General features: G+C 71.7%; 23 protein-coding genes and 1 riboswitch. Of the genes, 11 read left to right on the top strand and 12 right to left on the bottom strand.

Annotated features, from left to right (window positions below; translation table 11 throughout):
* Window positions 1–133 precede the first annotated feature (133 nt).
* The 9 genes from mihF to pyrR form a co-directional block, all read right to left on the bottom strand.
* Window positions 134–457, bottom strand: a complete 324-nt coding sequence (mihF, locus tag PWG71_RS23110) for an integration host factor, actinobacterial type (protein WP_073384130.1) — start codon at window positions 455–457, stop codon at window positions 134–136.
* A 310-nt stretch (window positions 458–767) separates the two neighbouring features.
* Window positions 768–1,475: an orotidine-5'-phosphate decarboxylase gene (gene pyrF / locus PWG71_RS23105; RefSeq protein ID WP_274812041.1), complete on the bottom strand. Its 708-nt coding sequence runs from the start codon at window positions 1,473–1,475 to the stop codon at window positions 768–770.
* A 307-nt stretch (window positions 1,476–1,782) separates the two neighbouring features.
* Window positions 1,783–2,724: a dihydroorotate dehydrogenase gene (locus PWG71_RS23100; protein ID WP_274812040.1), complete on the bottom strand. Its 942-nt coding sequence runs from the start codon at window positions 2,722–2,724 to the stop codon at window positions 1,783–1,785.
* A 44-nt stretch (window positions 2,725–2,768) separates the two neighbouring features.
* Window positions 2,769–3,668, bottom strand: a complete 900-nt coding sequence (locus PWG71_RS23095; RefSeq protein WP_274812039.1) for a dihydroorotate dehydrogenase electron transfer subunit — start codon at window positions 3,666–3,668, stop codon at window positions 2,769–2,771.
* Between the two features lie 140 nt (window positions 3,669–3,808).
* Window positions 3,809–7,111, bottom strand: coding sequence for a carbamoyl-phosphate synthase large subunit (gene carB, locus PWG71_RS23090; protein WP_274812038.1), 3,303 nt, complete (start codon window positions 7,109–7,111; stop codon window positions 3,809–3,811).
* Between the two features lie 15 nt (window positions 7,112–7,126).
* Window positions 7,127–8,272, bottom strand: a complete 1,146-nt coding sequence (carA, locus tag PWG71_RS23085; RefSeq protein WP_274812037.1) for a glutamine-hydrolyzing carbamoyl-phosphate synthase small subunit — start codon at window positions 8,270–8,272, stop codon at window positions 7,127–7,129.
* 50 nt (window positions 8,273–8,322) lie between these two features.
* Window positions 8,323–9,624, bottom strand: coding sequence for a dihydroorotase (locus PWG71_RS23080; RefSeq protein ID WP_274812036.1), 1,302 nt, complete (start codon window positions 9,622–9,624; stop codon window positions 8,323–8,325).
* A gap of 103 nt (window positions 9,625–9,727) precedes the next feature.
* Window positions 9,728–10,636, bottom strand: coding sequence for an aspartate carbamoyltransferase catalytic subunit (locus tag PWG71_RS23075; protein WP_274812035.1), 909 nt, complete (start codon window positions 10,634–10,636; stop codon window positions 9,728–9,730).
* On the bottom strand, window positions 10,636–11,268 hold the full coding sequence (gene pyrR / locus PWG71_RS23070; RefSeq protein ID WP_274812100.1) for a bifunctional pyr operon transcriptional regulator/uracil phosphoribosyltransferase PyrR: 633 nt from the start codon (window positions 11,266–11,268) through the stop codon (window positions 10,636–10,638). Before pyrR ends, PWG71_RS23075 begins: the two co-directional genes overlap by 1 nt.
* Window positions 11,269–11,819: 551 nt before the next feature.
* On the opposite strand from pyrR, the gene bldD reads away from it, so the two are divergent.
* Both bldD and PWG71_RS23060 read left to right on the top strand, forming a co-directional pair.
* The gene (bldD, locus tag PWG71_RS23065) at window positions 11,820–12,314 is read left to right on the top strand and encodes a transcriptional regulator BldD (protein WP_073384121.1); all 495 of its coding nucleotides are present in this window, start codon (window positions 11,820–11,822) and stop codon (window positions 12,312–12,314) included.
* Between the two features lie 337 nt (window positions 12,315–12,651).
* Window positions 12,652–13,266 (top strand): GNAT family N-acetyltransferase, encoded by a 615-nt coding sequence (locus PWG71_RS23060; RefSeq protein WP_274812034.1) that lies wholly within the window; start codon window positions 12,652–12,654, stop codon window positions 13,264–13,266.
* Here PWG71_RS23060 and metF read toward each other — a convergent pair.
* Window positions 13,199–14,041 (bottom strand): methylenetetrahydrofolate reductase [NAD(P)H], encoded by an 843-nt coding sequence (metF, locus tag PWG71_RS23055; RefSeq protein WP_274812099.1) that lies wholly within the window; start codon window positions 14,039–14,041, stop codon window positions 13,199–13,201. The two genes, PWG71_RS23060 and metF, sit on opposite strands and share 68 nt — an antisense overlap.
* A gap of 230 nt (window positions 14,042–14,271) precedes the next feature.
* Between metF and PWG71_RS23050 the strand changes: the two genes are divergently transcribed.
* The 5 genes from PWG71_RS23050 (at window position 14,272) to PWG71_RS23030 (ending at window position 19,658) form a co-directional block, all read left to right on the top strand.
* A complete protein-coding gene (locus PWG71_RS23050) occupies window positions 14,272–15,048 on the top strand; it encodes a DUF817 domain-containing protein (RefSeq protein ID WP_274812033.1) in 777 nt (258 codons plus the stop codon).
* A gap of 18 nt (window positions 15,049–15,066) precedes the next feature.
* Window positions 15,067–16,152, top strand: a complete 1,086-nt coding sequence (locus PWG71_RS23045) for a polyprenyl synthetase family protein (protein ID WP_274812032.1) — start codon at window positions 15,067–15,069, stop codon at window positions 16,150–16,152.
* A gap of 140 nt (window positions 16,153–16,292) precedes the next feature.
* The gene (locus PWG71_RS23040) at window positions 16,293–17,573 is read left to right on the top strand and encodes a DUF418 domain-containing protein (protein ID WP_274812031.1); all 1,281 of its coding nucleotides are present in this window, start codon (window positions 16,293–16,295) and stop codon (window positions 17,571–17,573) included.
* Window positions 17,574–17,641: 68 nt separating this feature from the next.
* Window positions 17,642–18,535, top strand: coding sequence for an SDR family oxidoreductase (locus tag PWG71_RS23035; RefSeq protein WP_274812030.1), 894 nt, complete (start codon window positions 17,642–17,644; stop codon window positions 18,533–18,535).
* A gap of 124 nt (window positions 18,536–18,659) precedes the next feature.
* The gene (locus PWG71_RS23030; RefSeq protein WP_274812029.1) at window positions 18,660–19,658 is read left to right on the top strand and encodes a zinc-binding dehydrogenase; all 999 of its coding nucleotides are present in this window, start codon (window positions 18,660–18,662) and stop codon (window positions 19,656–19,658) included.
* Between the two features lie 113 nt (window positions 19,659–19,771).
* Here PWG71_RS23030 and thiE read toward each other — a convergent pair whose 3' ends face one another.
* Window positions 19,772–20,437, bottom strand: coding sequence for a thiamine phosphate synthase (thiE, locus tag PWG71_RS23025; RefSeq protein ID WP_274812028.1), 666 nt, complete (start codon window positions 20,435–20,437; stop codon window positions 19,772–19,774).
* Between the two features lie 74 nt (window positions 20,438–20,511).
* On the bottom strand, window positions 20,512–20,871 hold the full coding sequence (locus tag PWG71_RS23020; protein ID WP_274812027.1) for an Rv2175c family DNA-binding protein: 360 nt from the start codon (window positions 20,869–20,871) through the stop codon (window positions 20,512–20,514).
* Between the two features lie 115 nt (window positions 20,872–20,986).
* A riboswitch (TPP riboswitch) is annotated at window positions 20,987–21,097 on the top strand.
* Here PWG71_RS23020 and thiO point away from each other — a divergent pair.
* The 4 genes from thiO (at window position 21,066) to pknB (ending at window position 25,783) form a co-directional block, all read left to right on the top strand.
* Window positions 21,066–22,328: a glycine oxidase ThiO gene (gene thiO, locus PWG71_RS23015; RefSeq protein WP_274812026.1), complete on the top strand. Its 1,263-nt coding sequence runs from the start codon at window positions 21,066–21,068 to the stop codon at window positions 22,326–22,328. (Overlaps the previous riboswitch by 32 nt.)
* A gap of 5 nt (window positions 22,329–22,333) precedes the next feature.
* Window positions 22,334–22,549 carry a sulfur carrier protein ThiS gene (thiS, locus tag PWG71_RS23010; protein ID WP_274812098.1) on the top strand — a complete coding sequence of 72 codons (216 nt, stop codon included), beginning with the start codon at window positions 22,334–22,336 and terminating at the stop codon, window positions 22,547–22,549.
* A gap of 2 nt (window positions 22,550–22,551) precedes the next feature.
* Window positions 22,552–23,322, top strand: a complete 771-nt coding sequence (locus PWG71_RS23005) for a thiazole synthase (RefSeq protein ID WP_274812025.1) — start codon at window positions 22,552–22,554, stop codon at window positions 23,320–23,322.
* A gap of 481 nt (window positions 23,323–23,803) precedes the next feature.
* The gene (gene pknB, locus PWG71_RS23000) at window positions 23,804–25,783 is read left to right on the top strand and encodes a Stk1 family PASTA domain-containing Ser/Thr kinase (RefSeq protein WP_274812024.1); all 1,980 of its coding nucleotides are present in this window, start codon (window positions 23,804–23,806) and stop codon (window positions 25,781–25,783) included.
* Window positions 25,784–26,041: the final 258 nt, after the last annotated feature.

Genomic DNA, 26,041 nt, shown 5'->3' with positions numbered 1-26,041 from the left:
GGTCCGCCCCCCGGAGGGGATCGATCGTGGTCACGGCCCGGTGCGGGTCCACCAAGGGTGGTGACACGAGGCCGCGGGCCGGGCCGCCGCGTCTGTGGGGGACGCGGCGAACCGGGGATCCGCGTTCGCGGTGTTACTTGGTGAGGTCGCCGAACTCGGCTTCGAGGGCGGCGCGCTGGTTCGTGCCCAGACCGCGGACACGGCGCGACTCGGCGATGTTGAGCCGCTCCATGATCTGCTTGGCCCGGACCTTGCCGACGCCGGGAAGGGACTCGAGCAGAGCCGAGACCTTCATCTTGCCGATGACGTCGTCCTTGAGCCCGTCGGCGAGCACCTTGGACAGCGAGATGCCACCGTTCTTCAGCTTGTTCTTGACCTCAGCGCGTTCTTTTCTGGCCTTGGCGGCCTTCTCAAGAGCCGCGCTGCGCTGCTCGGGTGTGAGGGGAGGAAGGGCCACGCCGGGTCACCTCGGATTTCTACTCGTTTGTAGAGGGCGGACGCCTGCGCAAGTTAGTAGGTCTGACCCCTGTTAGGCAACGTAAAGTGCCCTTTCAGCGGCTATTTCATCGAACTAACTACTCAGGGTAATCATCCAATTGCACTAAGAGATAAAAATGGGGACCTTGGTCCCGATTGGACGCCCCGCAAAGCATGTCACCTGCGCAGCTCACAGAGGGGTGAACCAGGTCACTCACAGCTCCGGATTCCGCATTTGGGGCATACCGAATCAGTGACCCTCTGTGACCGTAAATAGTCCTTCCCGGGCGTCAGACGCTCGCCCCGGCGCGGCGCACGGTCTCCGCGATGGCGGCCGCCGCCGCGCCGGGGTCGGGCGCCCGGGTGATGGGGCGGCCGATGACCAGAAGGTCCGCCCCGGCCGCGATGGCCTCCTCCGGGGTCGCCACCCGGGACTGGTCACCCCTGTCCGCCCCGACCGGGCGCACGCCCGGCGTGATCAGGGTGATGTCCGGGCCCACTTCGGCGCGCACCAGGGCCACCTCCTGCGGTGAACAGACCAGGGCTCGCGCCCCGGCGCCCACCGCCAGCACCGCCAGTCGGCGCACCGCGTCGCGAGCCGGCCCGAGCAGCCCCACCTGCTCCAGGTCCTTCTCGGCCATCGAGGTGAGCACCGTCACGGCGGCGATCCGGGTATCCGGGGCCGCCTCCACCGCGGCCCGGATCATGTCCGCCCCTCCCCCGGCGTGCACGGTCAGGATGGCGGGCCGGAGCCCGGCGACGCTGCGCGCCGCCCCGGCGACCGTGGCCGGGATGTCGTGGAGCTTGAGGTCGAGGAAGACCCCGACGGGGTTGGCGCCGCGCACGGCGTCGACCACCTCGGGGCCGTAGCGCAGGTAGAGCTCCAGCCCCACCTTGACCGTGCTGACGTGGGGGGCGACCGCCGAGGCCCATATCGCCGCGGTCTCGATCTCCTGGGCGTCGATCGCGACTGCGATGGGCGCGGAAGGCGCGGTCATCTCGGTTTTCTCCCCTCGTGTGCCATCGGCTCTCGTGGCCGATGCGCCGCATCCGCGAACGTTCTTACGAACGTGATTACGGATGCACGTTCACTGTCCTGTGCACACCGTCAGGGTGTGCGATTCCCAGAACCGGGCGCTTCATGCGCCCGGCCCTGTCACTTCGCCGTAACGACCGCCCACAGGGCCGTAGGCGGCTTTTGCCCGCTTCCGGGTCTTTCCGTACCAGGGCGCGGGCGTTCGGTCGCACAGAGCCACCTCAGCGCCGTTCAGGCCGGTCAGGGCGTGCGTCGCCCGGGAACCGACCTCACACGCCGACTCCGGGCCGATGGGCCGCGCCCACCAGGTCCCGGGCCCGGGACACGCCCCTGGCCTCCAGCGCCTCGGTGAACTCGCGCAGCACCCGCACGCAGGCCGAGGGGTCGGAGAAGTTGATCGTGCCCACCGCCACCGCGCTGGCCCCGGCCGCCATGAACTCCACGACGTCGGCCCCGGTGCGCACCCCGCCCATGCCGATGATCGGCACCTCGGGCAGCGCCTCGTGCACCCGGAACACGCACCCCACGGCCAGCGGTCGGATCGCCGGCCCGGAGAGGCCGCCCATGCCGCCGGCGACCGCCGGACGCAGGGTGCGCGGGTCCACGGCCATGCCGCGCACGGCGTTGATCATCGACAGGCCGTCCGCCCGGGCCTCGGCGCAGGCCGTCGCCAGCGCCACCACGTCGGGCACGTCCGCCGCGAGCTTGGCCAGCACCGACAGGTCGGAGCGGGCGTGCGAGCGCACCGTGCTCACCACGGCGGCCGCCCGGGAGACGTCGTCGGCGAACCGGCGTCCGGCCGGATCGGCCGGGTCCGGGCACGACAGGTTCACCTCGATCGCGTCCACCCCGGGCTCGGCGGAGATCCGCCGGGCCAGCTCGCCGAACTCGGCCGTCCCCGACCCGGCCACGGACACGATGGCCCGGCCGCCCCGGGACAGCAGCCACGGCAGGTCGCGCTGGAGGAACACGTCCACCCCCGGGCCCTGCATCCCCGTGGTGCTCAGCATGCCGCTGGGAGTCTCCGCCATACGGGGCGCCGGGCGCCCCGCGTGCGGTTCCAGCATCACGGACTTGGTGGTGACGGCGCCGATCTCGGCGATGTCGAAGAACTGGGCCAGTTCCCGGCCCGAACCGGCGCACCCGGCGGCGGTCACCACCGGGTTGGGCAGCTCCAGGCCGCCCAACCGGACTCTGAGGTCTGTGTTCACCGTCTCTTTTCCCGGTCGGTGATGTGCGGCGGCCCGCGGTGGGGTCAGGCGATGTCGCGGGCCGATTCGGTGGAGCGGGAGGCTCCGGCGCCCTTCCAGCCGGGGGCGCCCAGGGCGTCGAAGGGGATGGTGCCCACATCGTCGAAGCGCACCTGTTCTCCCCGGAACACCGGGCCGTCCACGCAGGAGCGGGCCATGCGGGTGATGCCGTCCTCCCCCACGACCGGGATCACGCAGGTCATGCAGATCCCGATGCCGCAGGCCATGGTCTCCTCCACCGACACCTGCACGGGGATGCCGTGGGTGTCGGCGACGGCGGTGACCGCGCGCAGCATCGGCATGGGGCCGCAGGCGTAGGCGACGTCGGAGCGGCACTCCTCGACGACCCGGCCCAGCACGTCGGTGACCCGGCCCCGGGTGCCGAAGGAACCGTCGTCGGTGGTGAAGACGGCGGTCTCGGCGATCCGGCGGGCCGTGATGGCGCTGAACACCCGGTCGGCGGAGGCCCCGCCGAGCACGAAGTCCACCCGGCAGCCGCGTCGGCGCAGGGACTGCGCCAGCGGGAACAGCGGGGCGCTGCCCGAGCCGCCGCCGACCAGGACGCAGTTGACCGGATCGCGGGGCAGCGGGAAGGGGCGGCCCAGCGGTCCGACGACGTCCAACAGGTCGCGCGATCGGCGTTCGGCCAGCCAGGCCGTTCCGGTACCGCGCACCGAGAAGAGGAACTCGATGGTGCCGCCGTAGTCGGGTTTGACGTCGTGCACGGCGAAGGGGCGACGCAACAGGGTGCTGGAGTGGTCGCCGCCCACCGCCACCGACACGAACTGACCCGAACGGAACCGTTCGGCGATCCCCGGGGCGACGACGGTGATGGCGTAGTAGGCGTCCACCCTGCGCACGTTCAGCACGGGGCACCTGACCTGCACCGGTCCGTAGTCGCTCATCGTCTCGGGGTGGCCTCTCTCGCGCCTTGTGCCTGCGGGCGCCGCGGTGCTCGGACCGCGACGCCCGTGCCGTCTCGGTCTTTACAGCCTAGGGCTGTGCGGGACCGAGGCCGTCGGCCGTCGGTGGAGGGCGGTGGAGATCACCCGCGGTCCGCGGTGAGGGCCCGCGCGTGCTCCTGGAGGGAGCGCACGCCGATGTCGCCGCGCACCCGGGCCTCGATCGCCTGGACCGCGGCGGCCAGCCCCTGCACGGTGGTCACGCTGGGGATGGCGCGCACGACGGCCGCGGTGCGGATCTCGTACCCGTCCAGGCGCGGACCGGCCTGGCCCGCCCCGCCGAAGGGCGTGTTGACGACGAGGTCGACCCCACCCTCGTGGATGAGCTGGACGATGGTCTTCTCACCCTCGGGGCCGGGGCCCTCGCTGTGCTTGCGCACCACGGTGGAGTGCACGCCGTTGCGACGCAGCACCACGGCGGTGCCCTCGGTCGCGAGGATCTCGAAGCCCAGGTCGGCCAGACGCTTGACCGGGAAGATCATCGAGCGCTTGTCGCGGTTGGCCACCGACACGAAGACCCGGCCCCGGACGGGGAGGTCACCGGTCACGGCGAGCTGCGACTTGGCGTAGGCGGCGCCGAACTCGACGTCCAGGCCCATGACCTCGCCGGTGGAGCGCATCTCCGGGCCCAGGATGGTGTCGACGCCCTCGCCCTGCTTGTCGATGAAGCGGTTGAAGGGCAGCACCGCCTCCTTGACCGACACCGGGGCGTCGGCGGGCAGGTCGCCGCCGTCGCCGGTGGGCGGCAGCATGCCCTCGGCTCGCAGTTCGGCGATGGTGGCGCCGGCCATGACCCGGGCGGCGGCCTTGGCCAGCGGCACCGCCGTGGCCTTGGACACGAACGGCACGGTGCGCGAGGCGCGCGGGTTCGCCTCCAGGACGTTGAGCACGCCGGAGGCGAGCGCGTACTGGACGTTGATCAGGCCGCGCACGCCGGTGCCCCGGGCGATGGCCTCGGTGGAGTAGCGGATCCGCTCGATGTCCTCCTTGCCCAGGGTGATGGAGGGCAGGGAGCAGGCGGAGTCGCCGGAGTGGATGCCGGCCTCCTCGATGTGCTCCATGACGCCGCCGAGGTACAGGTCGGTGCCGTCGTAGAGGGCGTCGACGTCGATCTCGATGGCGTCGTCGAGGAAGCGGTCGACCAGCACCGGGTGCTCGGGGCTGACCTCGGCGTTGCGCTCGATGTAGTCGGCGAGCATCGCCTCGCTGTAGACGATCTCCATGCCCCGGCCGCCCAGCACGTAGGAGGGACGGACCATGACGGGGTAGCCGATCTCGTCGGCGACGGCCTTGGCCTCGGCGAAGGAGTAGGCGGTGCCGTACTTGGGCGCGGGCAGCCCGGCGTCGGCCAGGACCTTGCCGAACGCGCCGCGGTCCTCGGCCAGGTCGATGGCCTCGGGGCTGGTGCCGATGATGGGCACCCCGGCGTCCTTGAGTCGGCGGGCCAGGCCCAGGGGGGTCTGGCCGCCCAACTGGACGATGACCCCGACGACGGTGCCGGTGAGCTGCTCGGCCCGGACGACCTCCAGGACGTCCTCCAGGGTGAGCGGCTCGAAGTAGAGCCGGTCGCTGGTGTCGTAGTCGGTGGAGACCGTCTCCGGGTTGCAGTTGACCATCACGGTCTCGTACCCGGCGGCGGACAGCGCGAAGGAGGCGTGGACGCAGGAGTAGTCGAACTCCACGCCCTGGCCGATGCGGTTGGGGCCCGAGCCCAGGATGATGATCTTGGGCTTGTCGCCGACGGGGACCTCGGTCTCCTCGTCGTAGCTGGAGTACAGGTAGGGCGTGGTGGCCTCGAACTCGGCGGCGCAGGTGTCCACGGTCAGGTAGACGGGGTGGATGCCCAGGGCGTGGCGCAGCTCGCGGACGACGTCCTCGCTCTTGCCGGTGATCTCCCCGATCTGGACGTCGGAGAAGCCGATCCCCTTGGCGGCGCGCAGCGCGTCGGCGTCGAGCTTGGGCGCGGCGGCCAGGGCGCGGGCGGTCTCCTCCAGGCGCAGCATCTGGTCCAGGAACCAGGGGTCGATGCGCGTGGACTCGTACAGCTCCTCGACGGTGGCGCCGGCGCGGAAGGCCTGCTGGACCTGGCGCAGCCGGTGCTCGGTGGGCTGGGCGGCGGCGCGGACCAGCTCGTCCTTGTCGCCGACCGGGCCGGCCCAGGTGAACCCGACACCGGGCTTCTCCAGGGAGCGCATGGCCTTCTGGAGTGCCTCGGGGAAGGAGCGGCCGATGGCCATGGCCTCGCCCACCGACTTCATGGTGGTGGTGAGCGTGGGGTCGGCGCCGGGGAACTTCTCGAACGCGAACCGGGGGGCCTTGACGACCACGTAGTCGAGCGTGGGCTCGAAGCTGGCCGGGGTCTCCTTGGTGATGTCGTTGGGGATCTCGTCGAGGGTGTAGCCGATGGCGAGCTTGGCGGCGATCTTGGCGATCGGGAAACCGGTGGCCTTGGAGGCCAGCGCCGAGGAGCGCGAGACCCGGGGGTTCATCTCGATGACGATGACCCGGCCGGTGGCGGGCTCCACGGCGAACTGGATGTTGCAGCCGCCGGTGTCCACGCCGACCTCGCGGATGACCGCGATGCCGATGTCGCGGAGCTTCTGGTACTCGCGGTCGGTGAGGGTCATGGCGGGGGCGACGGTGATGGAGTCGCCGGTGTGCACGCCCATGGGGTCGAGGTTCTCGATGGAGCAGACGACCACGACGTTGTCGTTGGTGTCGCGCATCAGCTCCAGCTCGTACTCCTTCCAGCCGAGGATGGACTCCTCCAGGAGGACCTCGGTGGTCGGGGAGAGCGCGAGGCCCTGGCCGGCGATGCGGCGCAGCTCGTCCGCGTCGTGGGCGAAGCCGGAGCCGGCGCCGCCCATGGTGAAGGACGGGCGCACGACGACCGGGTAGCCGAGCTCGTCGGCGGCGTCGAGGCACTCGGCGAGGGTGTGGCAGATGCTGGAGCGGGCGGACTCGCCGCCGATGCGCTCGACGATCCGCTTGAAGGTCTCGCGGTCCTCACCGGACTGGATGGCCTCGATGTTGGCGCCGATGAGTTCGACACCGTACTTGTCGAGGATGCCGCTCTCGTCCAGGGCGACGGCGGCGTTGAGAGCGGTCTGGCCGCCCAGGGTGGGCAGGAGTGCGTCGGGGCGCTCCTTGGCGATGATCTTCTCGATCATCTCGGTGGTGATCGGCTCGACGTAGGTGGCGTCGGCGATCTCCGGGTCGGTCATGATCGTGGCCGGGTTGGAGTTGACCAGGATGACCCGCAGGCCCTCGGCCCGCAGGACGCGGCAGGCCTGGGTGCCCGAGTAGTCGAACTCGGCCGCCTGCCCGATGACGATGGGGCCGGATCCGATTACGAGGACGGAGGAGAGGTCACTACGGCGCGGCATGCTCTTGGTTCCTAACTACTCGGCAGCCGCGGTGGGCTGGGCGGCGGACATCAGGTCGACGAACTCGTCGAAGAGTCCGGCGGCGTCGTGGGGACCGGCCGCGGCCTCGGGGTGGAACTGGACGCTGAACACGGGACGGTCCAGCAGCCGCAGGCCCTCGACGACCCGGTCGTTGAGGCCGATGTGGCTGACCCGTGCGCGGCCGTAGGGGGTCTCGAAGGTCCCTTCGAGCGGCGCGTCCACGGCGAACCCGTGGTTCTGGCTGGTGATGGCGACCTTGCCGGTGGCGGTGTCGATGACCGGCTGGTTCACACCGCGGTGGCCGAAGGGCAGCTTGTAGGTGCCCAGGCCCAGGGCGCGGCCGAGGATCTGGTTGCCGAAGCAGATGCCGAACAGGGGCTTGCCGGCGTCGAGGACCCCGCGCATCGCGGAGACGGGTCCGTCGGCGGTGGCGGGGTCGCCGGGGCCGTTGCTGAAGAACACGCCGTCCGGGTCCAGGGCGAGGATGTCCTCGACGGTGGCGGAGGAGGGCAGGACGGTGACCTTGCAGCCGCGTTCGGCCAGGCGCTGGGGCGTCATGGCCTTGATGCCGAGGTCGACGGCGGCGACGTGGAAGCGCGCCTCGACGCCCTCGGGCGGCAGGATCTCGTAGGCGGTGTCGGTGCTGACCTCGCCGGCCAGGTCGGCGCCGGCCATGCGGGGCTGCTCCAGGACGCGGGCCAGGAGGGCCTTCGGGTCGGTCTCGACGGTGCTGATCGCGGCCCGCATGGCGCCCTTGTCGCGCAGGTGGCGGGTGAGGGCGCGGGTCCCGGTCAGGGCGATGCCGACGACGTTCTGGCGGCGCAGCTCCTCGTCGAGGGTGCGCTTCGCCCGCCAGTTGGAGGTGATGCGGGCGGGTTCGCGCACGACGTACCCGGCGACCCAGATGCGGCCGGACTCGGGGTCGTCGTCGTTGACCCCGGTGTTGCCGATGTGGGGTGCGGTCATCGCCACGATCTGGCGGTGGTACGAGGGATCGGTGAGGGTCTCCTGGTAACCGGTCATCCCGGTGTTGAAGACGATCTCGCCGAAGGTCTCGCCGATGGCGCCGAAGGAGCGGCCGTGGAAGACCCGACCGTCCTCCAGGACCAGGACGGCCGGTCCGCCGGTTTCCTCTGACACGTTCTCCCCCTCTACGACGCCAGGCACGGCCTGGACGCCCACTGCGTTGTTCACTTGATCTCACCCTCCAGGACGGTGGGGACGCCGCGCAGGAACGTGGCGCGCACCCGACCGGGCAGGGTCATGCCCCGGAAGGGCGTGTTGCTGCTCTTGGTGGTCATGACCGCGCCGTCGACCTCGTAGGGCGCGGCGGGGTCGTACAGGACGACGTTGGCGGGCTCGCCGACCGCCAGGTCCCTGCCGTGGTCGGTCACCCGGCCGATGCGGGCCGGCGTGACGGACATGCGGTCCGCGACGTCGACCCAGGTCAGCAGGCCGGTGTCGACCATTGTGCGCTGCACGACCGCCAACGCCGTCTCCAGGCCGACCATTCCCATGGCGGCCGTGGACCATTCGGTCTCCTTGGCCTCCACGGGGTGGGGCGCGTGGTCGGTGGCGACGACGTCGATGGTGCCGTCGGCCAGACCCTCGCGCAGCGCCTGGACGTCCTCGGCGGTGCGCAGGGGCGGGTTGACCTTGTAGACGGGGTCGTAGTTCTCCACGAGCTCCTCGGTGAGCAGCAGGTGGTGGGGGGTGACCTCCGCGGTGACGTCGCAGCCGCGGGCCTTGGCCCAGCGGATGATGTCGACCGAGCCCTTGGTCGAGACGTGGCACACGTGCAGGCGCGAGCCGACGTGCTGGGCGAGCAGGCAGTCCCGGGCGATGATCGCCTCTTCGGCGACGGCGGGCCAGCCGGGCAGGCCGAGGCGGTCGGAGACGCAGCCCTCGTTCATCTGGGCGCCCTCGGTGAGGCGCGGTTCCTGGGCGTGCTGGGCGACGACGCCGTCGAAGGCCTTGACGTACTCCAGGGCCCGGCGCATGAGCAGGGCGTCGGAGACGCAGATGCCGTCGTCGGAGAAGACGCGGACGGCGGCGGCGGACCTGGCCATGGCGCCGATCTCGGAGAGGCGCTCGCCGGCCAGGCCGACGGTGACGGCGCCGACGGGGCGCACGTCGCAGTACCCGGCCTCGCGGCCCAGACGCCAGACCTGTTCGACGACACCGGCGGTGTCGGCGACGGGGTCGGTGTTGGCCATGGCGTGGACGGCGGTGTAGCCGCCCATGGCGGCGGAGTGGGAGCCGGTCTCGACGGTCTCGGCGTCCTCGCGTCCGGGTTCGCGCAGGTGGGTGTGCAGGTCCACCAGTCCGGGCAGGGCGATCAGCCCGGTCCCGTCCACGACCTCGGTGCCCTCGGGGGCCCGGAGGTCGGTACCGATCTCGGCGATGCGGCCGTCGACGATCAGGATGTCGGCGGGGTCGGCGCCGAGTGGTCGGGCGCCGCGGATCAGGTGCGGTCCGTGGTTGTCGGGCATCGCGGTTTCGTTCCTCGTGGTCGTTCGTGAAAGAAGATCTCGTGCGCGCGGGCGGCGGTCGTCCTCACACCGCGCGGGCGCGCCTCGGCGCGCCGGTGTGGTGTCAGGAGCCGCCGAGCAGCAGGTAGAGCACGGCCATGCGCAGGCTGACACCGTTGGCGACCTGCTCGACGACGGTGCAGCGCGGGGAGTCGGCGACCTCGGCGGAGATCTCCATGCCGCGGACCATCGGGCCGGGGTGCATGACGATGGCGTCCTCGGGCATGCGGGACAGGCGCGCGCCGTCGATCCCGTAACCGCGGCTGTACTCGCGCACGGAGGGGAAGAAGGAGGCGTGCATGCGCTCGGCCTGGACGCGCAGCATCATGACGACGTCGGCCTTGGGCAGGACCTCGTCGAGGTCGTAGGAGACCTCGCAGGGCCAGGTGCGCACCGAGACGGGCAGCAGGGTGGGCGGCGCGACGAGCGTGACGTGGGCGCCCAGGGTGGTGAGCAGCAACACGTTGGAGCGGGCCACCCGGCTGTGCAGGATGTCGCCGACGATGGCCACGCGCAGGCCCTCCAGGCGGCCCAGGCGGGCGCGCATGGTGTAGGCGTCGAGCAGGGCCTGGGTGGGGTGCTCGTGGGTGCCGTCGCCGGCGTTGAGGACCGATCCGTCCACCCAGTTCGCCAGGCGGTGGGCCGCGCCGGAGGCGCTGTGCCGGATGACGACGCCGTCGGCGCCCATGGCCTGGAGGGTGAGGGCGGTGTCCTTGAGGCTCTCTCCCTTGGAGACGCTGGAGCCCTTGGCGGAGAAGTTGACGACGTCCGCGGACAGGCGCTTGGCGGCGAGTTCGAAGGAGGTGCGGGTGCGGGTGGAGTCCTCGTAGAAGAGGTTGACCACGGTGCGGCCGCGCAGGGTGGGGAGTTTCTTGACGGAGCGGTCGCCGACCCGGGCGAGTTCGGCGGCGGTGTCCAGGATGAGGACGGCCTCGTCGCGGGTGAGGTCCCCGGTGGAGAGCAGGTGGCGCATCAGGAGTCCTTCCCCTCGGTGCCGTCGGTGTCGGGGCGTCGGCCGAGGGCACCGGGCAGCGGGCCGCCCGTGAGGGTGGCGGAGGACGACGGGCGGGACGGGCCGAGCAGCACCGCGTCGTGGCCGTCGGTCTCGGTGAGCCGGACGGTGACGCTCTCGCGCAGCGAGGTGGGCAGGTTCTTGCCCACGTAGTCGGCGCGGATGGGCAGTTGGCGGTGGCCGCGGTCGACCAGGACGGCGAGCTGGACGGCGCGGGGACGGCCCAGGTCGTTGAGCGCGTCCAGGGCGGCGCGGACGGTGCGGCCGGAGAAGAGGACGTCGTCGACGAGGACGACGACGCGGTCGTCGAGTCCGCCGTCGGGGATCTCGGTCCGGCCCAAGGCCCGCGGCGGGGCGGTGCGCAGGTCGTCGCGGTACATGGTGATGTCGAGGGAGCCGTGGGGGACGGCCAGTTTCTCGACGTGTTCGATGCGCTCGGCCAGGCGGGCCGCGAGGGGGACTCCCCGCGAGGGGATGCCGAGGAGGGTGACCCCGTGTCCGCCCTTGGTCCGTTCGAGCACCTCGTGGGCGATACGGGTCAACGCCCGGTTGATCTCGTTGCCGTCGAGGACGGCCCGGGTGCCTTCGGGCATCTCCGGTGGCGCCACGCCACCGTTCGTGTCACTCGTCGTGGTTTTTCGCGCACACAAAGCAGTGACCCCTTCCCTGCCTCACGGGACAGGTCGTTAAAGGATGTCGATCGGGCCCACGCTACCAGCGGCGTTCGAGGTCACCGAGGGCGGGCTCAAGGTGGATATCGAGTAGTGTGACTCTCATCACATACACAAAGGGCGCAGAGGATCCTCAGAGCAACGCGACGGCTACGATCTGCACACACCTCACATGGCCGACAAATGCGAAACCCCCTGAAAGAACGGGCTTTTCGCATGGGCGTGATGCACCTCTCGTCACGGTCCGCGTGGACATGAGAGGAGTCTCACTTACGCACGGTTTGGCCACTGATTAGTCGCGTTTCACACCAACGGCTTGACCTGGGGGACGGACCCCCCTACCGTCACTGTCTGTAACCATTGCCGGGTGGGGTTGCACCCCGTGACCTCCGAGGGACCGTCCGACGGCCCTCGTTGGAACGGGTCTCTCCCCCATCACGCCAGCCACTGTCACGGCCGGGAGCGACAAGAAGATGCCATCCGAATACGCCAAGTCCCTCGGCGCGCGACTGCGTGCCATCCGAACCCAGCAGGGCCTGTCCCTCCACGGAGTGGAGGAGAAGTCCCACGGACGCTGGAAGGCCGTCGTGGTGGGCTCCTACGAGCGCGGCGACCGCGCCGTCACCGTCCAGAAGCTCGCCGAGCTGGCCGACTTCTACGGCGTGCCGATGTCGGAGCTGCTGCCCGGCGGTGCCGCCCCCACGCCCCTGGGCCCGACACCCAAGCTGGTCATCGACCTGGAGCGCATGCAGCAGCTCCCGCAGGAGAAGGCCGGCCCGCTGTCCCGCTACGTGGCCACCATCCAGAGCCAGCGCGGTGACTACAACGGCCGCGTGCTCTCCATCCGTCAGGAGGACCTGCGTTCGCTCGCGGTCATCTACGACAAGTCGCCCGGCGACCTGACCGAGGAGCTCATCAACTGGGGCGTCCTCGACCCGGAGGCCCGTCGCGCCGTCGACTCCTTCTGATCGTCCAGGCACGGATCGCACCCGCCCGCCGCAGGACCGGCCCGCCCATCGAGGGCGGGCCGGTCCTCGTCGTATACGGGCCCTCACCCGCGGGCACGACGGAACGGCGCGGTCGGACACGGGGCTTCCCCTCCCCGAGCCGGCCGCGCCGTCGCCGCCGGGTCGCCCCGACGGCCGATGTCGAACTCATGTTCGACGATCAACAGTTAACCCCGCCCTCGACGACCCGTCAAGGACCGGCGGCACCCCTCCCGGGCGTGTCGAGGACCGGCGGACAACCGGTATCGGCCACGCCGAAATCCGTCGGGCACACGCCTTCGGAGGCTAGTGTGAAGTCGTGGTAGCCGATGTCGAGCTGCGCGAGCTGGGCCCCCCGGCGTTCGCGCACGCCGTTCCCGCCCTCCTCCAGGTGTACGAGGCGGCCATGGAACCCCCGCCCGAGCAGTTGCCGGGACGGGCCTCCGTCATGAAGACCCACTCCCGCCATCCCGGGTTCCGGTCCATCGTCGCCGTGCTGGAGGAGCGTCCGATCGGTTTCGCCTACGCCTTCCACGGCGCGCGCGGCCAGTGGTGGCACGACACCGTCTCCGCGGGTCTGCGCGCCGAGGGCGGCCGTGCCGGGGCGCGCCGCTGGATGACCGACGCGTTCGAGATCGCCGAGGTGCACGTCCACCCCGAGGCGCAGAACCGGGGGATCGGCCGGGCCGTCCTGCACGCCCTGTGCTCGGACCGGCCCGAGCGCACCGCGATCCTGTCCACCCGGGCCGGCCCCACGGCGGCGCGTCACCTCTACCGCTCCTGCGGGTTCGTCGAGGTGCTGGAGGAGTTCTCCTTCCCCGGCAGCCCGGACCGGCCCTTCTCGATCATGGCGACGCGCCTGCCGCTCACGGGCGCCGTCGTCCCGACACCTCCCGGTAGATCTCCCTGGTGGCGGTGGACTGATTCGAGGTGATGAAGTGGATGCCCGGAGCACCCTCCTCCAAGAGCCGCTCGCACATGTGCTGGGCGTGCTCGATCCCGAAGGCGCGCACCGCCTCGGTGTCGTCGCCGAAGGACTCGAACCGCGCGGCCAGGTCCGCCGGGAACGGCGCCCCCGAGAGCTTCTCCGAGCGCGGGATGAACGACGTGCGCACCACCGGGAACACCTCGGGGATGATCGGGATGTCACAGCCGCGGGCCGCCACCCGGTCCCGAAGGCGCAGGTAGTCCTCGGGGTCGAAGAACATCTGGGTGATGGCGTAGTCCGCGCCCGCGTCGCACTTGCGCACGAAGAAGTCGGTGTCGGTCTCCACGTCGGCCGAGCGCGGGTGCTTGTAGGGGAAGGCCGCCACGCCCACGCAGAAGTCGCCGCTGTCCTTGATGAGCCGGACCAGCTCCTCTGCGTAGGTCAGTCCCTCGGGGTGGCTGACCCACGGGCCGGAGGGGTCTCCGGGTGGGTCGCCGCGCACCGCGAGCATGTTGGACACCCCGGCGTCGGCCAGACGGCCGATGAGGTGACGCAGCTCGGCGACGGAGTGCTCGACCAGGGTCATGTGCGCGACCGGGAGGAGCGTGGTGTCGGTCGCGATCCGCTCGGTGGTCTCCACGGTCATACCGCGCGTGCTGCCGCCCGCGCCGTAGGTGACGGAGACGAAGGCGGGACCCAGGGCCTCCAGTTGCCGGATGGCCCGCCAGAGTCGCTCATTGGCCTGCGGGCTCCGGGGCGGGAAGAACTCGAAGGAGAACATCGGCTCACCCGTGCGGAGCAGGTCACGGATGTGTCGCGGCCGGGGTTCGGGGGTTCGGGGCGTCACGGGGCGTGTCGGTGCAGCCAGCATGCACACCACTGTAGGTGAGGCCCCCTGACCGGATGGAAGGGACATCCCACTGAGTGAGACCGAGAACGAGGATCACATCGGGGCGCGCCCGCGAACCACGGCGGGCGCGGGGGGACCGCCGCCGCGCGTCCTTCTCCTCCGTGACCTTCTTCTTCGCGCAGCTGACGCGCTTCGGCCTGTTGCAGGCCCGCGCCTGCGCGTTCGCGGCGTGCATGTTCGCCGGGTTCGCGCTGTCGATGGCGGTCCCCCTGCCGATCGCCCGCTATGACGCGCTGTTGATCTACGCGGTGGCGGTGACCGCGCTGTTCTGGGCGCTGCGGCTGGAGACCGGCCGGGAGATCGCCGCGATCGCCGGATTCCACGTGGTGGGGTTGGCGTTCGAACTGTTCAAGGTGCGCATGGGTTCGTGGTCCTACCCCGGCCCCGGGTGGACCGTGGTGTGGGGCGTGCCGCTCTACAGCGGGTTCATGTACGCGGCGGTGGGCTCCTACATCGTGCGCGCCTGGCGCCTGTTCGACCTGGGGTTGACGAACTACCGCTCGTGGGCCGTCACGGCGGTGGCGATCGCGATCTACGCGAACTTCCTCACCCACCACTGGCTGCCCGACCTGCGGATCCCGCTGGCGGTGCTGTTGATCGCGGTGACCTGGGGCACGTGGGTGCACTTCACCGTGGGGGAACAGCGGCCGCGCCTGCCGTTGGCGTTGTCGTTCCTGTTCATCGGGTTCTTCCTGTGGGTGGCGGAGAACATCTCGACGCTGTTCGACGCCTGGCGCTACCCCCACCAGGCGGAGGTCTGGGCGCTGGTCCACCCGGCCAAGCTGGGCGCCTGGGCCCTGCTCGTGACGGTGTCGTTCGTCCTGGTGGCGATGTGGAAGGGACCGGGGGCGCGGAAAGGGGCGGGGCCCTCGGGGTGAGCCGCTAATGTGCTGGGTATGGCCGCTTTCTCATCATCCTCCTCCCTCTCCCCCGTCTCCGCGATCCGCTCGGACGTGGACCGGGAACTGGACGCGTTCTGCGCCGACCACCGGCTCACCCTGCTGGAGGTCGGGGAGGAGTTGGCCCCGGCCATGGACGCGCTGGAGGCGATGCTCACCGGGGGCAAGCGCCTGCGCCCCGCCTTCTGTTACCAGGGGTGGCGCGGCGCCGGGGGCGCGGCGGACGACGAGCGGATCGTGCGGGCGGCGGCCTCCCTGGAGTTCCTCCAGGCCTGCGCGCTCATCCACGACGACGTCATCGACAACAGCGACACCCGACGCGGCCTGCCCGCCACCCACAAGCGGCTCGCCGGGTTGCACGCCGAGCGCGGCTGGAGCGGTGACGGCGAGGGCTTCGGCCGGGGCGCGGCCGTGCTCATCGGCGACCTGTGTCTGGCCTGGTCCGACGAGATGTACCAGGCCAGCGGGTTCGCCCAGGACACCCTCGCGTGGGGGCGGCGGCCCTTCGACGCGATGCGCACCGAGGTGATGGCCGGACAGTACCTGGACACCCTGGAGCAGGTGCGCGGTACCGGCACCAGGGAGGCGGCGCTGCGGGTGATGCGGTACAAGTCCGCCAAGTACACCGTGGAGCGGCCGCTGCACCTGGGCGCCGCGCTGGCGGGTCGCCTGCCGGAGCTGGAGGGCGTCTACACCGCCTACGGCATACCGCTCGGGGTGGCCTTCCAGTTGCGCGACGACGTGCTGGGCGTGTTCGGCGACCCGTCCACCACCGGCAAGCCGGCCGGTGACGACCTGCGCGAGGGCAAGCGGACCCTGGTGGTCGCCGAGACCCTGGCGCGCTCGGACGCCGCCGACGGCGCGCGCTTCACCGCTCTGCTGGGCGCGCCCGACCTGTCGGTGGGGTCGGTCGAGTGGATGTGCGGGCTCATCGAGTCCTCCGGCGCGCTGGCCGCCTGTGAGGAGCTCGTCGAGCGCTATTCCGAGGAGGCGCTGGCGGCGTTGGAGAGCCCGGAGCTGGACGACGCCGCCCGGGAGCCGCTGCGCACGATGGTGGCGGTCGCCACCCGCCGCACGCACTGAATCCGACGCGCGCGGACCCGCACGGGGGTATTCCCCTAAGGAATGTTTCAGGGTCTTTCACCCTACGAAAGTGCATTGTGCCCGACTCGTCCCTCCGGTTGAATCGATAAGAGATATATCGCGACCGGAAGGATCCATCCATGTCTCGGAACGCCGTGGCCCGCGGGCCGGCCGGAGCGGGCGAACGAGCGCTCGCCCCCGACCTGGCCCGCGGGTTCATGCTCCTGTTCATCGCCCTGGCCAACACCGTCTGGTACCTGTGGACGGTCCCCATGGGCGAGCTGGGCGCCCACCCGGCCCCGGAGAGCACGCTCGACTCCGTGACCCAGTTCTTCACCATCATGGTGGTGGACGGCCGCAGCTATCCGATGTTCGCGTTCCTGTTCGGCTACGGCATGGTGCAGCTGGCCATGCGCCAGGAGGCCGCCGGGGCGAGCGTCAAGGACGTCAACGCGCTGTTGCGCCGACGCAACCTGTGGCTCCTCGCGTTCGGGTTCTTCCACGCCCTGCTGCTGTGGTTCGGTGACGTCCTGGGCGCCTACGGTCTGGCCGGCCTGCTCCTGGGATGGCTGTTCCTGCGCCGCAAGGACACCACCCTGCTGGTGTGGGCCTCGGTGTTCATCGGTCTCCTCGCCGCGCTGACCGCGTTCAGCGTCGTGGGGATGGTCCTGGCACCGGACGGCCCGAGCTCCGGGACCGGGATGGACGCGATGGCGGCGAGCGCCGCCGAGACCTCGATCCTGGGCGCCGCGCTCGGTCGCGTCATCGTCTGGCCCCTGATCACCGTCGTCCAGGGCCTCGTGGCGCTGGTCGTGCCGACCATGATCCTGCTCGCCTTCTGGGCGGCGCGCCGCCGGGTGCTGGAGGAGCCGGGGTCCCACCTCCCGCTGCTGCGATGGACCGCCGGGCTCGGCATCGCCATCGGCTGGCTGGGCGGCCTGCCCAACGCGCTGGCCCAGGTCGGCGTCTGGGAGCCGAACCCCACCCAGGCCTCGATGCTGGCCATGCCGCACATGTTGGCGGGACTGTTCGGCGGGCTGGGGTACGTCGCCCTGATCGCCCTGATCGCGCACGCGATCCAGGGACGCGGGCGCGAGCCCGGCGTCGTACTGACCGCGATCACCGCCACCGGCAAGCGCTCCCTGTCGTCCTACCTGGCCCAGTCGGTGCTGTGCGCGCCGATCCTGACCGCGTGGGGCCTGGGGCTGGCCGCGTACCTGACCTCGTGGACGATGTTCCTGTACGCGATCGGGGTGTGGCTGATCACCGTCGTGGCCGCCTACCTCATGGAGCGGGCGGGCGTGCGGGGGCCGGCCGAGGTGCTGCTGCGCCGGCTCGCCTACCGGCACAGCACGCGGGAACCCGTGCCGGTCGGCACGGTGCCGCCCGAGGGGGAGGATCAAGAGCGGGCCACTCCCTGACCCGTGGGCGTAAAAACGGGCGTGCCGGTGAGTGCCCGGCACGCCCTCGTCGTTCAGGATGGGGTGTCATGGGCGACGATCACATGACAAACCACACCATAGGGGTGACCGGGGCGACCGGGGCGGTGGGCGGGCGGGTGGCCGCCCGCATCGCGCGGCTGGGCCGGGCGCAGCGGCTCATCGTGCGGGACCTGAACCGGGCGCCCGATCACCCGGGCAGCACCGCCGCGATGGCGGCCTATGAGGACACCGCGAACTTCGCACGGGCCTGCCGTGGGGTGGACACGCTGTTCCTGGTCCCGGCGACGGAGTCGGAGGACCGGATCGACACGCACCTGAGCGCGGTCGACGCGGCGGTCGCGGCGGGGGTGTCACGAATCGTCTACCTGTCCTTCCTGCAAGCGGGGCCGGCGTCGACGTTCACCTTCGCGCGGACGCACTTCTTCACCGAGGCCCACATCCGGACGACGGGAGTGAGGTACACGTTCCTGAGACCCTCCCTGTACCTGGACCTGCTGCCGCACTGGGTGGACGAGAGCGGTGTGGTGCGCGGCCCCGCCGGTGAGGGCCGGGTGGCGTGGGTGGCCCGGGACGACATCGCGGACGTGGTGGCGGCGGTGCTGACCGATCCGGCCCTGGCCGCGGCGGCGGAGAACGCGACCTACGACGTGACCGGCCCGGAGGCGCTCTCCCTGGGGGCGACCGTCGAACGGTTGAGCGCGTTGACGGGCCGGACCATCAGGTACGTGCCCGAGACCCGGGAGGAGGCCCTGTTGTCCCGCAAGGCCACGGGGGCGCCCGAGTGGGAGATCGAGGGATGGGTCTCCTCGTACGAGGCGATCGCCGCCGGGGAGCTGGACGAGGTGGCGGCCACGGTACAGAAGGTGACCGGTCACCCCGCCCGTTCGATCGAGGGCTTCCTGCGCCGTCATCCGAGCGCGCTGTCGCACGTGTCCGTCTGACGGGTGTTCCGGTGCCGCGCCGGAACACTTCTTTCACCCGGGTATTGACCTCAATATTAGTTGAGGTACCAGAGTGGTCGATGTCGCGGAGTTCGCGGCGGACGACCATCGATGGAGGATCCACATGCGCGCGGTACGAGTCGACGGGTTCGGCGGTCCCGAGGTTCTGACGGCCCGGGAGGTGCCCGACCCCGAGGTGGGGCCCGGCTCGGTCGAGGTGACGGTGGACGCGGCCAACGTGATGTACCTGGAGGTGCTGGTCCGGTCCGGGTGGGGACGCGACTTCTTCCCCGTGACGCCCCCCTACGTCCCCGGGACCGGTGTGGTCGGAACGGTGTCCCGGGTCGGCGAGGGCGTGGACCCCTCCTGGGTCGGGACCCGGGTGGTCACCGACACCGGGGAGAGGACCGCCGACGGGAGCGCCCTACCGGTCGGCGGCTACGCCGAGCGGGCGGTGGTCCCGGAGTCGGATCTGATCCGGGTGCCCGAGGGGGTGGACCCGCACCACGCCCTGGCCCTGCTGCACGACGGCCCCACCGCGCTCGCCCTGGCCCGGACCGCCGATTATCGACCGGGGCAGACCGTGCTGGTGGCCGCGGCCACCGGCGGCGCCGGCAGCCTGTCGGTCCAGCTGGCCCGGAACGCCGGAGCGCGGGTCATCGCCGCCGCGAGGGGCGGGGACAAGCTCGCCCTGGCCGAAAAGCTCGGCGCGCACGAGGTCGTGGACTACTCCCTGCCGGGGTGGACGGACCGGGTCCTGGAGCTCACCGGCGGTATCGGGGTGGACACCGCCCTGGACGGGGCCGGGGCGTCCCTGGGCGAGGAGGCCTTCACGACGGTGGCCCGGGGCGGCCGGTTCGTCGGGTACGGATCGGCCGGCGGCCGGTTCGCCGAGATCGAGCCCGCCCGGGCCCTGGAGCACGAGGTCGAGGTCTTCGGCCTGTTCGACATCAAGGACGAGGCCGAGGCCAGGACGCGCGCCCTGGGAGAGGCTCTGGAGCTGGTCCGGTCCGGGAGGCTGACCCCCCACATCGGGCTGACCCTGCCGTTGGAGGACGCGGCGGAGGCGCACCGGGCCATGGAGGAGCGCCGGGTGCTCGGCAAGGTACTGCTGATCCCCTGACCGGGGTGGTCCGGGCGGAGGAGGCCACGCGTTCGGTCTCCGAGGTCCGGCCCCGGCCCGCACCGGACGGAACGACGCCGGCCCCGGGTCGTGTACCGGGGCCGACGCGGTTCTCAGCCCTGACGGTCGATGACGCGGGCGCGCAGGGCGGCGGCCGCCGCCCGCGGGTCCTCGGCCTCGGTGATGGCGCGCACCACGACCACGCGGCGGGCCCCGGCATCCAGGACCCGGTCCACGGTGTCGAGGTCGATACCGCCGATCGCGAACCACGGCCGGTCGCTGTTCAGCGCGGCCGCGCGCTCCACCAGTTCCGTTCCGGCGGCCGGACGGCCCGGCTTGGTGGGCGTCTCCCATACCGGGCCGACGCAGAAGTAGTCGCTGCCCGGTTCCTCCGCGGAGGCCCGGGCGGCGTCGATGTCGTTGTTGGAGCGCCCGATCAACGGGTCCGCGCCGATGATGTCGCGGGCCATGGGCACCGGAAGATCGCGCCGGCCCAGGTGGAGCACGTCGGCGCGAACGGCGCGGGCGATGTCGGCGCGGTCGTTGACCGCGAGCAGGGCGCCGTGGCGTTCGCACGCCTCCCGCAGCACCTCCAGGGCGGCGATCTCCTCGCGCGCCTCCAGGCCCTTGTCCCGGAGCTGGACGATGTCCACTCCCCCGGACAGGGCGGCCTCGGCGAACTCGGCGAGATCACCGCGTTCGCGACGGGCGTCGGTGCACAGGTACAGAAGGGATGCGTCCAGGCGCTTGCGCAGGCTGGTTCCGTGGCTGGTCCTCACGGTCACCAGCCTAGGCCTTGGACCCGGCTACCCCAAGGGGGCGGGCGACACGGCGCGCCCGCCACGGGGGTCGGTCAGAAGGCCAGACTCTGGGCGCGTCGGCGCACCTCGGTGCCCCGGTTCTCGCGCATCGCCTGGATCGGGGTGCCGGGCAGCGTGTCGTCCGGGGTGAAGAGCCAGCGCAGGGCCTCCTCGGTGGAGTAGCCCGCGTCGCCGAGCAGGACGAGGGTGCCGGGCAGTCCCTTGACGATGTCGCCGCCGTCGATGAAGGCGGCGGGGACCGAGAGCTGCCCGCCCCGGACCACGCCCATGAGGCGGTTCTCCCGGATGAGCGTCTTGACGTGGTTCGGGCTCACCCCCAGCGGCGAGGCCGTCTCCCTGAGGGTCAGCCAGGTGCCGACCAGCGTGTCGAGGTTGGAATCGCTTGAAGTCACCCCACCAATCTGCCATATCCGCGCGTGCCCGGGACACGTTCGCGCGCCGCCCGGACGTCGCCGCCCTCGGTTTCGGGCGCCCTCCGGGCGGGACCGTAGTATGGGGGCGAACCGTAGAACGTCCCGCGGGAGCCGGGTGGACCCGGCTGAGAGGGAGGCTGACCGCCTCCGACCGCACGAACCTGATCCGGGTCATGCCGGCGAAGGGAGTGGAGAGCAGCACCGTGCCTACCTCGAACCCACCGCACCCCGACACGATTCATCCCACCTCTGAACCTTCGGAGGACCGACACGGTGTGATCGTCGTCGGCGGCGGTCTGGTCGGTCGGGTCACCGCCTGGCGGGCGGCCCAGGCCGGGCTCCGGGTCACCCTGATCGAACCCGACCCGGTCACCGACCCGGCCGGCGCCCGAGCCGCCTCCACCGTCGCGGCGGGCATGCTCACCCCGGCCACCGAGGCCGTGTTCGGTGAGGAACACCTCATGGGGTTCGGCATCCGGTCGGCCGCCCTGTACCCCGCCTTCGTCGCCGAACTGGAGGAGGCGAGCGGCGTCCCCACGGGCCACCACGCCACCGGCACTCTGCTGGTCGCCTTCGACCGCGACGACCTGGCCGTCCTGGATCGCCTCCACGACCTGCAAAAACGCCTGGGGGTGACCACGGAACGACTCACCGGCCGTGAGTGCCGCCGACTGGAGCCGATGCTGGCCCCCTCGGTACGCGGCGGCGTGCTCGCCCCCGAGGACCACTCGGTGGACCCACGCCTGCTGCTGCGGGCCCTGGCCGTGGCCGGCGACCGTGCCGGGGTCACCGAGATCCGCTCCCGTGCGATCGCCGTGGAACGCCCCGGCCCGGGGGGCGCCCGGTTGGGCGTGACGCCGGCCGAGGGCCGGACGCTGCCCGCCGATCAGGTGGTCCTCGCCGCCGGCTGCTGGAGCGACCGGATCGAACTCCCCGAACCCGTGGTGCCGCCGCTGCGCCCCGTCAAGGGGCAGCTCCTGCGCGCCCGGGTGCCCGCCGGGGAGCCCCCGTTGGTGGAGCGGACCGTGCGCGGCCTGGTCCGGGGCTTCCCGGTCTACCTGGTGCCGCGCGCCGACGGCGAGATCGTCATCGGCGCCACCCAGGAGGAGCTGGGGTACGACACCGCGCCCACGGTGGGCGGTCTGTGGCAGGTGCTCCGGGACGCCCGTGAACTCGTCCCCGGGGTGACCGAACTGGAGATCACCGAGACCTGCGTGGGGTTGCGCCCCGGGTCCCCCGACAACGAACCGCTGCTGGGACCCACCCGGGTGCCCGGCCTGCACCTGGCCGGTGGGCACTTCCGGCACGGGGTGCTGCTGACACCGGTCACCGGCGAGGTCATGGCCCACGCCCTGACCACCGGGACCCTGCCCGGGTACGCGCGCCGGTTCACCGCCGACCGCGTCACGGGCGGCGAGACCACGACCTGGAAGTGAGAGCAGTGGAGCTGATCGTCAACGGCGCCCTCCGCGAGGCCGCCGGCACCGTCACGGTCGAGGAGATCGTGCGCGAACTGACCGCCGCCGACGGCGGCGCGATCCCCGGCGGCATCGCCGTCGCCGTCAACGACGAGGTGGTGCGCCGCGCCGCCTGGGCCGGCACGCCCTTGGGCGCGGGCGACCGCGTCGACGTCCTCACCGCGGTACAGGGGGGCTGACCATGAACGCGCACACCGACGACCCCCTGGTCATCTCCGGGGTCTCCTTCGGTTCCCGGCTCATCACCGGGACCGGAGGTGCGCCCTCCCTGGAGGTGCTGGAGGAGGCGCTGATCGCCTCCGGCACCGAGCTGACCACCGTGGCCATGCGCAGGGTCGCCCCGGGCGCCCGCGGCTCGGTGTGGGAGGTGCTGGAACGCAACGGGATCCGCCCGCTGCCCAACACCGCCGGGTGCTTCACCGCGACCGACGCGGTGCGCACCGCCCGTCTGGGCAGGGAGGCGCTGGGCACCGGCTGGGTGAAGTTGGAGGTCGTGGCGGACGAGCACACGCTGCTGCCCGACCCGGTGGAGTTGTTGGAGGCGGCCGAGCGGTTGGTGGACGAGGGGTTCGCGGTACTGCCCTACACCAACGACGACCCGGTGCTGGCCCGCCGTCTGGAGCAGATCGGGTGCGTCGCGGTGATGCCCCTGGCCGCCCCGATCGGTTCGGGTCTGGGCATCCGCAACCCGCACAACCTGGAGCTGATCGTCGAACAGGCCGGGGTCCCGGTGATCGTCGACGCCGGTATCGGCACCGCCAGCGACGCGGCCCTGGCGATGGAGCTGGGCTGCGACGCGGTGCTGCTGGCCAGCGCGGTCACGCGGGCCGAGGACCCGGTGCTCATGGCCGGGGCGATGCGCGACGCCGTGCGCGCCGGCCGCGCCGCGCGACGGGCCGGCCGCATCCCGGTGCGCCGGCACGCACGGGCCTCCTCTCCCGCCGTCGACTGACGCGGAGCGGTCCGCCGGGCCGGGAACGAGACCTCGAACACGTGGGGGCCGCGTCCCCTCCGTCATCATGTGGGGGAGGCGGAACAGCGGGCGCTCATCGTGCGCCCGAGGCCACGGGGAGGACCCCCTCCCGTACCGGCGGACCGGCCCAGCGGGGCCGACTTCCATGATCCCGGCGTTCGCGCAGGTCAGAGCGGGCGGCCGGGGGCGTTACCAAGGACACCGGTGCGGCGGCGCCACGGCGTTGCCCCCATCGCCTACCGTGAAAGAGTCGCGCGTCCCCCGAATCGGGGTGTCGCGCGCCCGAGGACGACCCAGGACCGCACGCCCCCACCCCCCGTGGACCAGGGGCGGCGCGGCCGCGAACCGCGGGGCAGACCCGGGTCGGGCTTCCGCTATCGTGTCGGTTCGACACCCGGTGTCGGGTACGCGCCACCGACCGCGAAGCCCGCGCTCCCCGCAGCAAGGACACTACTCCGCCGTGGACATGACGACTTCCGACCCGCTCGTGGGCGCCACTCTGGACCAACGCTACTTCGTGGAGTCCAGGATCGCCGGAGGCGGGATGGCGACCGTCTACGTCGCCCACGACCTGAGGCTGGACCGTCGGCTGGCGTTGAAGGTGATGCACCCTTCGCTGGCCCAGGACCCCACCTTCGTCCAGCGCTTCATCAACGAGGCGCACTCCGTCGCCAAGCTCTCCCACCCCAACGTCGTCCAGGTCTTCGACCAGGGCGAGGACCGGGGGCACGTGTTCCTGGCGATGGAGTACGTGCCGGGTCGCACCCTGCGCGCCCTTCTCAAGGAGCGCGGCCGGTTGTCGGCGCGCGACGCCCTCCAGGTGATGGCCCCGGTGCTGGCGGCCCTGGGCGCCGCCCACCGGGCGGGCATGGTGCACCGCGACATCAAGCCCGAGAACGTCCTCATCACCGAGGACGGCCGGATCAAGGTCGCCGACTTCGGTCTGGCCCGCGCCGTGGAGCAGTCCACCCAGGGTCTGACCCGTACCGGGACCCTCATGGGCACCGCGGCCTACCTGGCGCCCGAGCAGATCGAGCGGGGCACCGCCGACGCGCGCACCGACGTGTACGCGGCGGGGATCATGTTCTACGAGTTGCTCACCGGGAGTCAGCCGCACACCGGCGAGACGCCCATCGCGATCGCCTACCAGCACGTCAACGAGGACGTTCCGCGTCCCTCCCACTTCCTGCCCGGGCTGCCCGCCGAGGTGGACGCCCTGGTCACCAAGGCCACCGAACGCGATCCCCGGTATCGGCCGGGCAACGCCGGACAGTACCTGTCCAAGGTGCTGGAGGTACTGCGCCACCTGCCGGAGACGCCGCAGGTGAAGGGCGCCCCGCTGCCTCCGGTCGCCCCGGTCGCCGCGACGACGGCGGCCGTCACCGCGCCGCAGCTCATCGCGGGCGGCGCCGGGCCGGGCACCGAGAACGCCACCATGATCGTGGAGATGGGCGGCCCCGCGGACGACGGCTATGACGATTACGACGATGACCACTTCGACGAGGGCCCGGATCGGCGTCGTCGCGCGACGCTGATGGCCGTGGGCGCGACCGTTCTGGCACTGGTGGTGTTCGTCGCCGGTTGGTGGTTCCTCGTCGGCCGGTTCGAGTCGGTGCCCGAGATCATCGGCGCCGAACAGGAGGCGGCCTGCGCGGCCCTGCGCGACACCGGTCTGAAGTGCGAAGTGGCCGAGGAGGGCGTCTACAGCTCCGAGGCGGCGGGCACGGTCGGCAAGGTCGAACCGAACGTCGGGGAGCGCCTGTCCCCCGGTGACACGGTCACGATCCAGCTGTCCAAGGGGCCGCGCGAGGTCGAGATGCCCGATTTCAAGGGCCAGGACGTCTCCAACGCGATCAAGGAGATGGAGACCCTGGGATTCGACCCGGAGAGCCTGCTCCAAGAGGTCGTCGACGCCGAGAACGTGCAGCCGGGGGAGGTCATCTCCACCGACCCGGCCCCCGGTGAGGAGGCCGACCGCGAGTCGACGGTGACCTTCACCGTGAGCCGCGGCATCGACGTGCCGGCCCTCACGGGCCAGGGCGTGGACGACGCCCGCAACGCCCTGGAGGAGCTGGGGTTGACGGTGAAGATCGTCGAGGCCGAGAGCGAGAGCGTCGACGATGGTCTGGTCATCAGCCAGAAACCCGACACCGGTACCACGTTGAGCGCGGGCGGCGAGGTCGAGTTGACCGTCTCCACCGGCCCGCCGGGCGTGGAGATCCCCGACGTCGTCGGCAGGAACGTCAAGGAGGCTCGCGAGATGCTGGAGGACGCCGGCTTCGAGGTCAAGGTGGAGCGCTTCCTGGGCGGCCGGACCGTGGCGGAGCAGTCCCACACGGGCAAGGCACCGGAGGGCACCGAGATCACGATCATCGCCACGCCGGTGGGTCTCCCCCTCGGGGAGCTCGAACTCGACGAGGACGACGACGATGACGACTGATCTCCGCGTGGACGCGGGGGGCGGCCCCGGGCAGGAGAGCACGGCCGGGGGGCGGCCCCGGTGAACGCGGGAGGGGCGGGGCCGGGCGGCCCCGCCCCTCCCGCGTTCGGTTCCCCGGCCGGGAGCGGACAGGACGGGCGCGCCGCGGCCCCGTTCGGGATAAGGTCACCCGCGTGTCCCCTCTCGTCGCCGCGGCGGCGGGCCTCCCGTCGCCGCTCCGGTGCCGGGGCCGGGCCCCGGTACCGAGGTGACCGATCC

The sequence above is a fragment of the Nocardiopsis sp. N85 genome (assembly GCF_028882275.1).
GTDB classification, from domain to species: Bacteria; Actinomycetota; Actinomycetes; order Streptosporangiales; family Streptosporangiaceae; genus Nocardiopsis; species Nocardiopsis lambiniae.
The sequence above is the reverse complement of the archived record's forward strand: the minus strand, read 5'-3'. Positions and strand labels throughout refer to the sequence as shown.